General features: G+C 68.9%; 13 protein-coding genes. 7 read left to right on the top strand and 6 right to left on the bottom strand.

Annotated elements, in window-relative coordinates:
• Genes ACQ754_RS06540 through ACQ754_RS06565 form a run of 6 tightly spaced genes read right to left on the bottom strand, consistent with a single transcriptional unit; the run spans nt 1 to nt 5,629 of the window.
• A complete protein-coding gene (locus ACQ754_RS06540) occupies nt 1-705 on the bottom strand; it encodes a hypothetical protein (RefSeq protein ID WP_440996199.1) in 705 nt (234 codons plus the stop codon).
• Nucleotides 706-708: 3 nt separating this feature from the next.
• Complete coding sequence (locus ACQ754_RS06545) at nt 709-1,401, bottom strand: hypothetical protein (RefSeq protein WP_440996200.1); 693 nt, start codon at nt 1,399-1,401, stop codon at nt 709-711.
• A gap of 19 nt (nt 1,402-1,420) precedes the next feature.
• Nucleotides 1,421-1,870, bottom strand: a complete 450-nt coding sequence (locus ACQ754_RS06550) for an ATP synthase subunit C (protein WP_440996201.1) — start codon at nt 1,868-1,870, stop codon at nt 1,421-1,423.
• Complete coding sequence (locus ACQ754_RS06555) at nt 1,858-3,654, bottom strand: V-type ATP synthase subunit I (RefSeq protein WP_440996202.1); 1,797 nt, start codon at nt 3,652-3,654, stop codon at nt 1,858-1,860. Before ACQ754_RS06555 ends, ACQ754_RS06550 begins: the two co-directional genes overlap by 13 nt.
• Nucleotides 3,651-4,268, bottom strand: coding sequence for a V-type ATP synthase subunit D (locus ACQ754_RS06560; protein ID WP_440996203.1), 618 nt, complete (start codon nt 4,266-4,268; stop codon nt 3,651-3,653). Before ACQ754_RS06560 ends, ACQ754_RS06555 begins: the two co-directional genes overlap by 4 nt.
• Nucleotides 4,265-5,629, bottom strand: a complete 1,365-nt coding sequence (locus ACQ754_RS06565; protein ID WP_440996204.1) for a V-type ATP synthase subunit B — start codon at nt 5,627-5,629, stop codon at nt 4,265-4,267. Before ACQ754_RS06565 ends, ACQ754_RS06560 begins: the two co-directional genes overlap by 4 nt.
• Before the next feature lie 171 nt (nt 5,630-5,800).
• Between ACQ754_RS06565 and ACQ754_RS06570 the strand changes: the two genes are divergently transcribed.
• The 7 genes from ACQ754_RS06570 (at nt 5,801) to ACQ754_RS06600 (ending at nt 13,245) form a co-directional block, all read left to right on the top strand.
• Nucleotides 5,801-6,844 carry a rod shape-determining protein gene (locus tag ACQ754_RS06570; RefSeq protein WP_440996205.1) on the top strand — a complete coding sequence of 348 codons (1,044 nt, stop codon included), beginning with the start codon at nt 5,801-5,803 and terminating at the stop codon, nt 6,842-6,844.
• A gap of 146 nt (nt 6,845-6,990) precedes the next feature.
• A complete protein-coding gene (mreC, locus tag ACQ754_RS06575) occupies nt 6,991-7,860 on the top strand; it encodes a rod shape-determining protein MreC (RefSeq protein WP_440996297.1) in 870 nt (289 codons plus the stop codon).
• 30 nt (nt 7,861-7,890) lie between these two features.
• Nucleotides 7,891-8,379, top strand: coding sequence for a rod shape-determining protein MreD (gene mreD, locus ACQ754_RS06580; RefSeq protein WP_440996206.1), 489 nt, complete (start codon nt 7,891-7,893; stop codon nt 8,377-8,379).
• A 24-nt stretch (nt 8,380-8,403) separates the two neighbouring features.
• On the top strand, nt 8,404-10,275 hold the full coding sequence (gene mrdA / locus ACQ754_RS06585) for a penicillin-binding protein 2 (protein WP_440996207.1): 1,872 nt from the start codon (nt 8,404-8,406) through the stop codon (nt 10,273-10,275).
• Nucleotides 10,268-11,386: a rod shape-determining protein RodA gene (gene rodA, locus ACQ754_RS06590; protein WP_440996208.1), complete on the top strand. Its 1,119-nt coding sequence runs from the start codon at nt 10,268-10,270 to the stop codon at nt 11,384-11,386. Before mrdA ends, rodA begins: the two co-directional genes overlap by 8 nt.
• A 27-nt stretch (nt 11,387-11,413) precedes the next feature.
• A complete protein-coding gene (gene mltB / locus ACQ754_RS06595) occupies nt 11,414-12,430 on the top strand; it encodes a lytic murein transglycosylase B (RefSeq protein WP_440996209.1) in 1,017 nt (338 codons plus the stop codon).
• Nucleotides 12,427-13,245 (top strand): septal ring lytic transglycosylase RlpA family protein, encoded by an 819-nt coding sequence (locus tag ACQ754_RS06600; RefSeq protein WP_440996210.1) that lies wholly within the window; start codon nt 12,427-12,429, stop codon nt 13,243-13,245. The genes mltB and ACQ754_RS06600 overlap by 4 nt, the downstream gene beginning before the upstream one ends.
• The last annotated feature ends 33 nt before the right edge of the window (nt 13,246-13,278 follow it).

The raw sequence follows: 13,278 nt of genomic DNA on the forward strand, positions 1-13,278 counted from the left end.
TCACTCCCGGGGCGCGGCGTTGGGGAAGAGGCTGCGGTGGTCGCCGAGGCCGTCATGCATGCCCTTGTAGAGCCGGCGCTCGGCGGCCTCGGCATTGTAGCGGCGCCAGGCGGTGACGATGCGCCAGCGCAGGGCGTAGATCACCACTGCCCGGAAGTCGAATCGGTGCTGGCTTCGCGCGCGGGAGAGCAGGTCCCAGTCCAGGCCGAGCAGCAGGCGTTCCAGTGCCAGTGGCGGCCCTGCGCCGAGGCGTTGCCGCGCCTCGGCGAGCCAGGGGAAGCGCGCGCCCAGGCCGAGGAGCGGGTCCGACCAGTGCAGCCGCATATGCTCCAGGCGCGGACCCGCGCCCCAGGGCGCCCCCGGTGCGGGCGGCTGGTGACCCGCGGCGCGTTGCCGGAGTGCCGCGATGACGGTGCGCCGTTCCAGCATCGGGCTCACCAGATCGAGGATGCGGTGCTCCGCGAGCTCGGATTCCGCCCTGTGGAAGCGCCGCACCACCGTTCGGTCGCTGACCGCCATGCCCAGCGCCTTCCAGTCGAGCAGGCCTTCAAGCGCCCCCAGGACTCGTTGGTGTCCGTCGGTGAGCAGCGCGAGGCGGCGCTCCAGGCGCAGCGGTGACAACGCCGGCGGCTCCCGGCCGAATGGCGTCTCGGGCAGGGCGGGCAGGCTCGTCAGCAACGCGACGTACTGGTGACGACCGGTCATGGGCTATTTGACGATCCCCTCGAGCATGGCCCGGAAACGCGGCTGCAGGTGCTCGAGCAGCAACTCGGCCACCGCCGCCTCGGTGATGTCGATCTCCATGTCGTGATCGGTGAGGCGCACCCGCAGGCCGTGCTCGTGGTCGCCGGCGGTGAAGCGCACCCCCTCGCGCAGCACATCCCGGGCCATTGCGACCACGAAGTGCGACAGGCTGCCTTCACGGAGCTCCTCGGGGTTGCGGCGCAGCTCCTCCAGGCCCACCACGTCGCGGGGAAGGATGAACTCCACGTCCCCATCGGCATCCAGTGGCGTGTCCTCCCGGGCACGGGCGGCGAGCTCCAGGACGAGCTCGCGGAGCAACGACTCCTCGGAGAGGGTCTCGCGCACCAGCCAGTGCAGGTGGGCGCGAAAGCGGTGGGTCAGTGTGGCCTGCATCTCCAGTATGGTGTCGCGGGCGGCGGTCCGCACCGCCTCCCGGGCCGAGTGCTCCAGGTGCTTGGCCTCGCGTCGCGCCTCCTCGCGGATGCCTTCGGCGTCACGCTCCGCCTGCTCGATCATCCAGGTGGCCCGGCGCTCGGCGTCGGCGACGATGTGCCGGGCGCGTTCCCTGCCGGCCTCCACGCCCTCGTCGCGGAGGCGCTCGAGCAAGGCCTCGACGCCGGACGAGGCGCCGGGGGCGGTGTGCTCGTCGTCATTCATTGCCCGACTCCCCCTGTCATCAGCCGGCGGCGATGTCGCCGCCGATGACCAGTGCGAAGATGAAGGCGAAGACCCCGAAGCCCTCCACGATGGCCGCCGGCGCGACGGATAGCCCGAAGATCTCCGGCTTGCTCTTGGCGCTGTTGATGGCCGAGGCGCAGCAGCTGCCCTGGTGGATGGCGCTGAATAGCAGCGCCAGACCGGCGAGGATCCCCACCGCGAACAGCCCTGGCGCGGTGGCCTCGGTCACCGGCCGCTGCAGTGAGAACATCACCACGATGCCGTAAATGGTCTGGGACGAGGGCATGGCCGAGAGCCCGATGAAACGGCCGTGGCCCGATTCCGTCTCCAGCAGCGCGCCGATGGCCGCCTGCCCCGCGATGGCGCAGCCGATGACGCTGCCGATGGCGCCCAGGGCCATGGGGCCATACAGACCGGCCCAGCCCAGGGCGAGGATCAGTTGTTCCACAGCTCGCTCTCCTCCGTTGTGGCGAAGGGGCGGAAGGGATATCCCTCTTCCGATACCCCCCAGTTATAGAACTCGATCAGGTTCAGGCGCAGCCCGTGTACCACCCCGCTGACCACCGCGAGTACCAGGTTCAGGGCGTGCCCCGCCACCAGGATCAGTATGTGCAGGAGTACCCCCAGGCCGGGAAAGGCGGCCGCCGCGTCCGCGGCGAGCTGGTTGAAGGTCACCGCGAGCGACGCGCTGGCCAGCCCCAGGGCGAACAGCCGCAGGTAGCTCAGGGCGTCACCGAAGGCCCTGGTGATCCCGGCAAGGCCGATGAACCCGCCCGCGGCGCGGCGCAGCAGGTCCATGGGGCCGTGCACCGATCGCGTGTCCGTGAACGCCGCCACGGCTGCGAGCCCGGTCGCCAGTGCCGCCCCCGCGCCGGGGACCTCATAGTACAGCGCGGTGCCCGCGAGCAGCGCCACGATCCACCCCAGCGGTGCCAGCGCCGCCGTGTGGCCTCGCCGGTGCCAGGCGACGATGGCGTTGGCGAGGACGAGGTGGGTCAGGCCGATGGCCACGGAGAGTCGCATCATTTGCTCGAAGTCGTGGACATCGAGCAGGCGCACCAGTGCCAGCGGGTGCCCGGGCCCGGGGGTCCAGCCGAAATAGCTGCCCGCGATCACACCGTAGAGGCCCGCGGCCCCGGCCAGCGCCCAGCCGAGATTGCGTATCCGTCGGCCCCGCCGGCTTCGGGAGAGGCGGGGCGAGGTGGTGAACAGGATGCCGGCGAGCACCGCCGCGTAGCCGGCGTCGGCGAGGATCATGGCGAAGAAGGCCGCAAAGGCCGCAAAGGAGAAGAAGATGATCCGGGAGGGGTCCCAACTGCGGTAGCCCGGGACCTGGTAGAAGCGCACCACCTCCTCGCCGCCCGCGGTGGTCTCGTCGTTGTCGAGGAGAGTAGGTGGCTTGGTGTCTTCGTCTGCCTGCTCCTCCAGCAGGGCCAGACCGCGCCGCGCGGCGAAGGACCGGAGGCGTTCGATCTGCGTCGCTGGCGCCCAGCCCTGAACGGCGAACACCGCGTCTTCGGCCAGGCTCATCTCGCGCGCCTGCTCCAGGCTGGCCTCGTCCTCCGCGCGGGCGAGGTGGCGGTGGATGAGATGGATCCAGCGGGTAAGCCCCTCCCGCTCGGCGGCCAGCTCGTCCAGGGTTACGGTGAGGTGTTGCAGGCGCTCTCGCAGTCGCGAGCGGGGGACACTGCCGGTGTGGGTGCGGGGCACGGGGAGGGCGTCTGCGGGGGGCTCCTCGCGGGCGATCACGACGACGTAGCTGTTGCGGTTGTCCCGGTGGACCTCCTGCCACGGTAGCCCCACGCCCGCGAGCTGATGGCGCTTGTAGTGGGGTATTTCGTAGAACCACAGCCGATGGTCGGCCAGCGCCTCCAGGGGCGGGAAGCGGAAGTCGCCCCAGGGCGCCAGGTCGTCGATGCGCCGGCGCAGGAAGTCCGCGGTATCCTCGAGCTCCCGGCTCCGGCGCCGATTCTCCAGGGTTCGCTCCACTACTGAGGCCAGGTCGAAATCCGGGTCTTCCGGGACCTGGTGGCGCTTGACGGGGCAGTCGAGGAGGTACTTCAGCGCCCGGTGGGTGTCCGCGGGCATGGTGGCCGCGGCCGCGGTATCCGTCCGCGGGTGCCGCAACGGCACCAGGTGCATCACGCCGAGCTCCTGGAGGCCCGCGAGCACTGTGTCCCGGTCGCCCTCGGTGCCGAACAGGGTAACCCTGCGCAGCGTGACGATGGTCATCCCTCCGCGACCCCCTGGCGCTTGCGTTTGGCGATCTTGGCACGGACCACGGCGGCGCGCTCACCGTCGGCCAGATGGATACGGATACGGCGGATGTTCTCCCGCGCCCGGGGGATGAGGACCTTCTCGAAGAGGTTCACCCGCTGGGTGACCCGGTCCACGGCGACGGCGATGCGGTGCAGGCGCTCGCGGCGGACCTGCCGTTGCACCGACAGCTCCAGCGCCTCCCGCAGACGCTCGGCGTAGGAGTCCAGCCAGTGGGGCGTGGCGAGCGTCCCGTACTCCGCGGTCTGCGTATGCACCGCCTCCAGGGTGGGCAGGCGCACCCCCAGGAGGTTGCGCTCGCCGAGCTCTACCGTGCTCACTTGGACCAGACCTTCTAGGGACAGGCTGTCATCCCCTGCCATGGGCAACTCCCGTCGCACCTGCCGGGTCAGCTCCTCCATGTCCTTCTCGGTGTCGGCCAACGCCGTCCGCTCGCGGCTGCGTTCGGCGATGAGCTGCCGGCGCTTGAGGTCCAGGGATGGCAGGATGCGCCGGAAGCGCCGCAGCCGGCCCTGCTCGCGATGCAGTGCCGACTTGTTGAGCGAGCTCCCCGGGGTGCGCGGCGTCATGGCTCCCCCGCCGGCTCATCGTCGCCGCTGTGGGGAAAATACTTGTCGATGAGATCCTGCTTCATCACCAGCTCCCCGGGCTCGAAGCACTCCGCCAGCGTCTGCCAGCCGCGGTCCAGGGCCTGTTCCAGGGGCAGGGAGACGTCCACGTCCATGAAGCGCTCCTCGAAGAGACCGCCGAAGCGGAGGAGCTTCTCGTCGAACGCGGAGAGGTCGAACGCCATGGCCCGCTTTTGCTCGGCGTCCCGGGCCCCGGCGTAGAGCCGGATCATCGTGTTCATTAGCTGGCCGTGATCCTCGCGGGTGTGCTCGAGTACGTGCTGCTTGAGCCGCGACAGCGAGCCGAAGGGGTCGATGCGCCCGCCGCGGAGGTAGAACTGGCCCTCGGTGATGTAGCCGGTATTGTCGGGTACCGGGTGGGTGACGTCGTCGCCGGGCATGGTGGTGACGCTGAGCACGGTCACCGAGCCGGCCCCGCGGAAGTCGCAGGCCTTCTCGTAGCGCCGGGCGAGTTGGGAGTAGAGGTCACCCATGTGCCCGCGATTGGAGGGCACCCGCTCCATGCTGATGCCTACCTCCTTGGTGGCGTCGGCGAAGGCGGTCATGTCGGTGAGCAGCACCAGCACTCGTCGGCCCTCCTCGACGGCGAAGCGCTCCGCCACCGCGAGGCACATGTCCGGCACCAGCAACCGTTCGACCACGGAGTCGGAGGCGAGGTTGACGAACATCACGGTGTGCGCGAACACGCCGGCGTCGAGGAAGCGTTGGCGGAAGTAATGGTAGTCGTCGAAGATCAGCCCCATGCCGCCGAAGACCACCACATCGGCATCTGCCTGGATCGCGATGCGAGCCAGTAGGGCGTTATAGGGCTCGCCGGCGACCGAGAAGATCGGGATCTTCTGGCTCTCCACCAGGGAGTTAAAGACGTCGATCATGGGCACATCGGTGCGGATCATCCGGTTCGGCATCATCCGCCGCATGGGGTTTACCGACGGCCCGCCGATGGGCACGCGCCGGTCCTCGGCGAGCTCCGGGCCGCGGTCGATGGGTTCCCCGGTGCTGCCGAACACGCGTCCCAGGACGTTTCGAGAGCAGGTGACCGCCATCGGGTGGCCGAGGAAGCGGACGGAGGCCTCGGTGGTCAGGCCGTCGGTCCCGCCGAAGACCTGCAGCGAGACCACCTCGGCGTCGATGCGGATGACCTGGGCGAGCACGGTGTCGCCGTTGGCCTTGTGGAGGCTTGCGAGATCCCGCAGGCGCGCCGGCGGTGTTCTCCCGTCGCGGGCGGTGGGCACGCGAACCCGGACGATGCCGCCGATGATGCTGAGGATATTCCGATAATGGCTGAGCGGCTGACCCATCCGTGCGCATATCCGCCTGCAGCTTGGGCACTGCGTCGCATCATTACAGGGCCGCCGGCGTGCCGGCAAGCGCTTTGTCCCGCGCCTCACCGGCCCGTTCGGCGGCCTTTGTTGCCCGGATCCGGGCAGGTTGCTAGATTACGCGCTTTGTCGCTCGGCTGGATTCTCGGGATGTTCAAGGGTATTCGTGGACTCTTCTCCAACGATCTTTCCATCGATCTGGGCACCGCCAATACGCTGATCTACTCCCGGGGCCAGGGCATCGTCCTCAACGAGCCGTCGGTGGTGGCCATCCGTCAGGACCGTGATGGTGGTCCCAAGCACATCGCCGCCGTGGGTCACGAGGCCAAGCTCATGCTCGGGCGCACCCCGGGCAACATCCGTGCGGTGCGGCCGCTGAAGGACGGGGTGATCGCGGATTTCACCGTCACCGAGAAGATGCTCCAGAACTTCATCAAGAAGGTGCACGAGGCACGGTTCTTCAAGCCGAGCCCCCGGGTGCTGGTGTGCGTGCCCTGCGGCTCCACCCAGGTGGAGCGGCGGGCCATCAAGGAGTCCGCCGCCGGTGCCGGTGCCCGCGACGTCTTCCTGCTCGAGGAGCCCATGGCGGCGGCCATCGGCGCGAGCATGCCCGTCGATGAGGCCCGCGGTTCCATGGTATTGGACATCGGCGGTGGCACCTCGGAGGTGGCCGTGCTCTCGCTGAACGGCATCGTGTATGCCGCCTCCGTGCGCATCGGCGGCGACCGCTTCGACGAGGCCATCATCAACTATGTGCGCCGCAATTACGGCATCCTCATCGGTGAGGCCACCGCCGAGCGGATCAAGCACGAGATCGGTACCGCCTTCCCGGGCACCGAGGTCCATGAGCTGGAGGTCAAGGGGCGCAATCTGGCGCAGGGGGTGCCGCGGAGCTTCACGCTGAATTCCAACGAGATCCTGGAGGCGCTGCAGGAGCCGCTGTCGGGGATCGTGGGTGCGGTGAAGACCGCCCTGGAGCAGACGCCGCCGGAGCTCGGCGCCGACGTGGCCGAGCGCGGGATCGTGATCACCGGTGGCGGGGCGCTGCTGCGCAATATCGACCGACTGCTCATGGAGGAGACGGGGCTCCCCGTGGTCATCGCGGACGAACCGCTGACCTGTGTCGCCCGTGGCGGCGGGCGGGCCCTGGAGCTGATGGACGAGCGCGGCACGGAGCTGTTTGTCGCCGAGTAGCGACGGCGTGGCTGCCGCGACGGCTCGGCCGGCTGGCGCCGTGAGCCGCGGCGAAGGCCTCGATTGCCAGACAGTTCACCCACGGCGCCGGATTTGGCGTTATCCTGTCAGGCAACGATCTGATCGCGGGGGAAGCCATCAAACCGCTGTTCGCACGAGGTCCGTCGATTACCGCCCGACTGGTGCTGCTGGTACTGGTGTCGGTGGGGTTGATGACCCTGGATCATCGGGAGGGCGTGCTGCAGCCGGTGCGCTATACTTTGTCGGCGCTGATCTACCCGGTGCACCTGACCGCTGAGCTTCCCTCCATGGTCCAGCGCCTGTTCGCTCGCGAGGTCCGCGACCGCCGCGACCTGCTCGCCGAGATCGATCGCCTGCGCGACAAGCTCCTGCTCAACCGGGCCCGTTTGCAAAAGCTCGACGCCCTGGAAGTGGAGAACATCCGCCTGCGTAAGCTCCTCGATGCCTCCTACGAGGTGGGCGAATCGGTGCTCATCGCCGAGCTCATGCGGGTGGACTTCGATCCCCATACCCATCTCGTTCGCATCGACAAGGGCGCCACTGATGGGCTCTTCGCCGGTCAGCCGGTGCTCGACGCCGAGGGGGTCGTGGGCCAGGTCAACGCGGTAGGACCATTCTCGGCGACCGTCCGCCTGGTATCCGACCCGAGCCATGCGATCCCGGTACAGGTCAATCGCAACGGCGTGCGCGCCGTGGCCGTGGGTACCGGCGATCTCAACGCCTTGAAGCTGATCAATCTGCCCAATAACTCCGATGTGCGTGCCGGCGACCTGCTGCTCACCTCGGGCCTTGGTGGCCGGTTCCCGGCGGGGTATCCGGTGGGGAAAGTGGCCGAAGTGGATACCGATCCCGGCGAGCCGTTCGCGCGCGTGTCGGTGGATCCCGAGGCGGCGCTGGACCGTATCCAGGAGGTGTTGCTGGTCCGCCGTGACGAGGAGGCGCCCCATTTTGCAAGGGGTGAAGCCGGGCGCCCCGGCCGGGGGCCAGGCTCCTGAGCCCGAGCCGTTGAAGCTGAGAGCATGGCGATGAGCAAGGCACCCCATAGCGGCGGCTGGGTGATCCTGGCGAGCGCGCTGCTCGCCTTGGTCCTCACCGTCGCCCCCCTGCCGGCATTGCTGGAGGCCTGGCGCCCCCCGTGGCTGCTGCTGGTGACCATCTATTGGGTGCTGGCCCTGCCCGAGCGCATCGGTGTCGGTATGGCCTGGGCGGGCGGGTTGTTGCTGGATGTGGTCCAGGGCCTGCCGCTGGGCGCCCATGCCCTGGCCTTCGCGCTGGTGGCCTGGCTGACCATGAAGCTGCACCGGCGCCTGCGGATCTTCCCCCTATGGCAACAGGCGATGACCGTCCTGCTGCTGACCCTGCTGGTGCGGATGCTGCTGTTCTGGGTGGAGGGGCTCACCGGCGGCCCCACGCCGGGGTGGTGGCACTGGTCGCCGGCGCTCACCGCCATGGCGGTCTGGCCCCTGATCTTCCTTGGGCTGCGCGAGATGCGCCGACGTTTCGATGTGCGTTGAGCGGGTGCCGGCCGGGAGGGCGGGTTGAGCCAGCAACTCCGTGACCCGGTGGCGGAGCGACGCTTGGTGCGCTCGCGGCTGCTCATCGTCGGTGTCCTGGCGGCCGTAGCGCTTGCCGCGATCGCCGCCCGCCTCTGGTGGCTGCAGGTGGAGGGCTACCAGCATTATGCGACGCTGTCCCAGGAGAACCGTGTCCGGGTGGTCGGGATCCCGCCGACCCGGGGCCTGATCTATGACCGCAACGGTGTGTTGCTGGCGGAGAATGTGCCCACCTACCGATTGGTGGTGACACCGGAGCAGGTCCCCGACATGGAAGGGCTGCTTGGCAGGCTCGGCCGCATCGTCGAGCTGCGGGCCACCGACCTCGAGCGTTTCCACCAGCTGCGCCGCCAGCGACGGGGCTTCCAGGAGATCCCGCTGAAATTCGGCCTCACCGAGGAGGAGGTGGCCCGGCTCGCGGTCAACCGGCACCGCCTGCGGGGGATGGAGGTAAAGGCGCAACTCGCGCGGCGCTATCCCCTGGGCGGTACTGCAGCGCATGCGGTGGGGTATGTCGGCCGGATCAACCGCGAGGAACTCGCCACCGTCTCGCCGGCGGAGTACTCGGCCACCAGCCATATCGGTAAGACCGGCGTGGAGCGTTACTACGAGTCGCGACTGCACGGGAAGGTGGGCGTGGAGCGGGTGGAGACCAACGCCATGGGGCGGACCCTGCGGACGCTGGAGCGGCAATCCCCGGCGCCGGGGGAGGATCTTTACCTATCCCTGGATGTGCGATTGCAGAAGGTTGCCGAGGGCATCCTCGCGGACGAGCGCGGTGCGATCGTGGCCATCGATCCGGGCTCCGGGGAGGTGCTCGCCCTGGCGAGCACGCCGACCTTTGATCCCAACCTCTTCGTCAACGGCATCGGTATCGACGAGTACCGGGCCCTGCAGTCCGATCTGGACCGGCCGTTGTTCAATCGTGCCCTGCGCGGACAGTATCCGCCGGGCTCGACGCTCAAGCCCTTCCTGGGGCTGGCGGGCCTGGAGACCGGCACCAAGGCGGCGGAAGAGACGGTCTACGACCCCGGCTATTACAGCCTGCCCGGGGTCGATCATCGGTGGCGGTGCTGGAAGGCGGGCGGGCACGGCCATGTGGATCTCCATGACGCCATTGCCGAGTCCTGCGACACGTATTTCTATGACCTCGCCTACGAGATGGGGATCGAGGCGATGCATGAGTTCCTCGGCCGCTTCGGTTTCGGTAGCCCTACGGGTGTGGATCTCCCGGGCGAGCGGGGCGGGCTGGTTCCCTCAAAGGACTGGAAACGGGAGACGCGCGGCGAGCCGTGGTATCACGGCGAGACCATCATCGCCGGCATCGGGCAGGGCTATATGCTGGCCACACCGCTGCAGCTGGCCCATGCCACTGCCACCCTGGCCAGTCGGGGGCGGACCGTACCCCCTCGGTTGCTGGCCGGCACCCGTTCCCACGACGGTGAAAGGGCACCGGTAGCCGGGGGGGGTGAGCCGGTGGAACCGATCCGGCTGTCCGATTCGGGGTACTGGGGGGACGTGGTCGGCTCCATGGAGGCCGTCGTGCACGGGCGCCGGGGTACCGCCCGGGCCGTGGGCGAGGACGCGCCCTACCGGTTCGCCGGCAAGACCGGCACCAGCCAGGTCTTCGGCATTGGTCAGGACGAGGAATACAACGCCGAGGAGCTGGAGAAGCGCCTGCGCGACCACGCCCTTTTCATCGCCTTTGCGCCGGCGGAAGATCCGGAGATCGCCGTTGCCGTGATCGTGGAGAACGGTGGTAGCGGCAGCGGCACCGCCGCGCCGCTGGCGCGGGCGGTGATGGACGCCTGGTTGTTGCGCCTGCGGGAGACGGCGGAGGGCTATAAGGGTGGCTGACGTAATCGGTGGCGGCGAGCGTGGTCCGGTCCAGCGTTACCTCCACCTTGACGTTCCCCTCTTGGTGTTGCTGGCACTGCTTGCCGGTGGCGGCCTGGTGGTGCTCTACAGTGCCTTTGACGGCGACGGGGCCCAGTGGCAACGCCAGCTCTGGCGTCTCGGCGCGGCGTTCGTGGTGCTGCTGGTGTTGGCGCAGGTGCCGCCCGGGCAGCTGCGGCGGTTGAGCCCCTCGGTGTATGCCGCAGGCGTCGTCAGCCTGCTGCTGGTGGCGGCCTTCGGCTCCACCGCGGGTGGCGCGCAGCGTTGGCTGGACCTCGGGGTGATGATGGTTCAGCCCTCCGAGCTGTTGAAACTGGCACTGCCCATGATGGTGGCCTGGCTCCTCGCCCGCGAGGGGCCGCCACCGCGGCTCCGTGCGGTGGCCCTTGTGCTCGCGGTTATCCTGGTGCCCGTGGGTCTGATTGCGGCCCAGCCGGACCTCGGCACCGCGGTGGTGGTCGGGGCTGCCGGTATATTCGCCCTCTTCCTTGGCGGCCTGGGGTGGCGTTATGTCCTCGGCGGCGGCCTTTTGGTGGGGGGCGCGGCGCCGATACTGTGGCTGTATGGCATGCATGACTACCAGCGCCAGCGGGTGCTCACCTTTCTGGATCCCGAACGTGACCCGCTCGGTGCCGGCTATCACATCATCCAGTCCAAGATCGCCATCGGCTCGGGCGGATTCTATGGCAAGGGCTGGATGGCGGGGACCCAGTCCCACCTGGAATTCCTCCCGGAAAGGCACACGGATTTCGTGTTCGCAGTGCTCGCCGAGGAATTCGGTTTCTTCGGCGTCTGCGTGCTGCTGGCGCTGTACCTTGCGGTGGTCGGTCGCGGTCTCTGGATCGCCGGTCAGGCCCAGGACAACTTCTCCCGGCTGCTCGCCGGCAGCATGACGCTGACTTTCTTCGTGTACGGCTTCGTCAACATGGGGATGGTGTCGGGGTTGCTGCCCGTGGTGGGGCTGCCCCTACCGCTGGTGAGCTTTGGCGGCACATCCTTGGTGACCCTCATGGCGGGGTTCGGTATTCTCATGTCCATTCACACGCACCGCCGCATGTGGTCCTCATCGTGAGCGGCAGGGCGCCTTGGAGGAGAGCGGATGAGATCACCCCAGCGTATCGTCCCCACCGGCCTGGCACTGGCGGGCCTGCTGACGGCCGCCCTCGCCGGCGCCGGTTGTGCCACCACGGCGGATGCGGCGGCGGAGGACGCTATGGACCGGTTCGCCCGGGAAATGGCCGCGGAGCACGAGCTCGAATATGACCAGGTGCTCGCCCTGCTCGAGCGCAGCAGCCGCCAGCAGGGGATCATCGATGCCATGGAACGCCCCGCCGAGGCCCTGCCATGGCACCGCTACCGGGAGATCTTCCTCACCGAGGATCGGATCCGCGCCGGGGCGGCCTTCTGGGACGAGCACGAGGCGCTGATCCGGGAAGTGAGCGCCGGCTACGGCGTGCCGGCGGATCTCCTGGTCGCCATCATCGGGGTGGAGACGCGCTACGGCGAGTATACCGGTCGCTACCGCGTCCTCGATGCCCTGCGCACCCTGGCCTTCGACTATCCGCCGCGGAGCGAGTTCTTCCGCCGCGAGCTCGCGGAGTTCCTTCTCCTGGCCCGCGATGAGGGGATCGATCCGCTGGAGCCCAAGGGCTCCTACGCCGGCGCCATGGGAATGCCGCAGTTCATCGCCAGCAGTTATCGGGCGTATGCAGTGGACTTCAATGACAACGGTCGCCGCGACCTGTGGGGCGAGTTGCCCGACGTCCTCGGCAGTGTCGCGAACTACTTCCAAGAGCATGGCTGGAAAACCGGCGCGTCGGTGGCCGTGCCCGCGGAGGTCGTAGGCGAGGAATGGCGCTCGCTGGATGCCGACGGGCTGCGGCCGAACACCACGGTGGGCGAGCTCACCGCCGCCGGCGTCCGCCCGAAGACCCCGCTGCCCGCGGACGCCGCCGCCCGGCTCACCGTCCTGGAGGGGGCGGAGGGGGATGAGCATTGGGTTACCCTGAGGAATTTCTACGTCATCACGCGCTACAATCACAGCGCGCTTTACGCCATGGCGGTGCACCAGCTGGCCGCGGCCATCGCCGAGCGGCGCAAGGAGACCGGTGCATGAGGCGCGGGGCGCGGCTGCTCGCCGCCCTGGCGGCGCCGGTGCTGCTCCTCGGCGGCTGCGCCTCCTCGCCGGAGTCGGATGGACCGGGCGAGGCCATCGCCGATGCCGGGAACCTCCCGGATGCAGTGCCTCGCAAGGAGCCTCGCAGCCGTTACGGCAATCCGCCGAGCTACGAGGTCTTCGGCCAGCGCTACCATGTGCTGCAAAGCGCCGACGGGTTCACCCAGCGCGGAGTGGCCTCCTGGTATGGTAGGAAGTTCCACGGGCGCCGGACCTCCAGCGGCGAGCCGTACGACATGTATGCCATGACCGCCGCCCACAAGCGGCTGCCGTTGCCGAGCTGGGTAGAGGTCACCAACCTGGACAACGGCCGTACGACGGTGGTGAAGGTCAATGATCGCGGGCCATTCGCGAAGGGCCGCATCATCGATCTCTCCTACGCGGCGGCCAGCAAGCTGGGTGTGGTCGCTGCGGGTACCGCGCCGGTGGAGCTCCGGGTCGTTGCGGTGGCGGGCCCCGCGGCGGGGGGTGATGGCGACGCTCCGCCCTCCGCTGACACCGCAGCGGCGGGGGACGGCGAGCTGTATCTCCAGGTCGGGGCCTTCGGGGAGCGGGCCAACGCCCGCCGGGTCCTCAATGACCTCCGCGACGGCGAGCTGGGGGCCCCCGTTCGCCTGTTCGAGGCCGAGCACCGGGGCAGGCCGCTGTATCGTGTGCGTGTCGGCCCGCTGCCGGACCCGTCCCTGGTGGAGCGGCTCGGGGGCCGGCTTACCGCCATGGGCTACCCGCCGGGGCATGTGGTCAGCGAGCCCTGAGCACCGCGTTTCCTTCTTCACTACACGAGCAAG

This window comes from Arhodomonas sp. SL1 (genome assembly GCF_052060015.1).
Taxonomy (GTDB): Bacteria; Pseudomonadota; Gammaproteobacteria; order Nitrococcales; family Nitrococcaceae; genus Arhodomonas.

Bases quoted from the DNA above. Each gene is read 5' to 3' on its own strand.
- mreD (WP_440996206.1), top strand. From the start codon at position 7,891: ATGAGCAAGGCACCCCATAGCGGCGGCTGGGTGATCCTGGCGAGCGCG.
- ACQ754_RS06600 (WP_440996210.1), top strand. From the start codon at position 12,427: ATGAGGCGCGGGGCGCGGCTGCTCGCCGCCCTGGCGGCGCCGGTGCTG.
- mltB (WP_440996209.1), top strand. From the start codon at position 11,414: ATGAGATCACCCCAGCGTATCGTCCCCACCGGCCTGGCACTGGCGGGC.
- ACQ754_RS06545 (WP_440996200.1), bottom strand. From the start codon at position 1,401: ATGAATGACGACGAGCACACCGCCCCCGGCGCCTCGTCCGGCGTCGAG.
- ACQ754_RS06560 (WP_440996203.1), bottom strand. From the start codon at position 4,268: ATGACGCCGCGCACCCCGGGGAGCTCGCTCAACAAGTCGGCACTGCAT.
- ACQ754_RS06540 (WP_440996199.1), bottom strand. From the start codon at position 705: ATGACCGGTCGTCACCAGTACGTCGCGTTGCTGACGAGCCTGCCCGCC.
- ACQ754_RS06570 (WP_440996205.1), top strand. From the start codon at position 5,801: ATGTTCAAGGGTATTCGTGGACTCTTCTCCAACGATCTTTCCATCGAT.
- ACQ754_RS06565 (WP_440996204.1), bottom strand. From the start codon at position 5,629: ATGGGTCAGCCGCTCAGCCATTATCGGAATATCCTCAGCATCATCGGC.
- ACQ754_RS06555 (WP_440996202.1), bottom strand. From the start codon at position 3,654: ATGACCATCGTCACGCTGCGCAGGGTTACCCTGTTCGGCACCGAGGGC.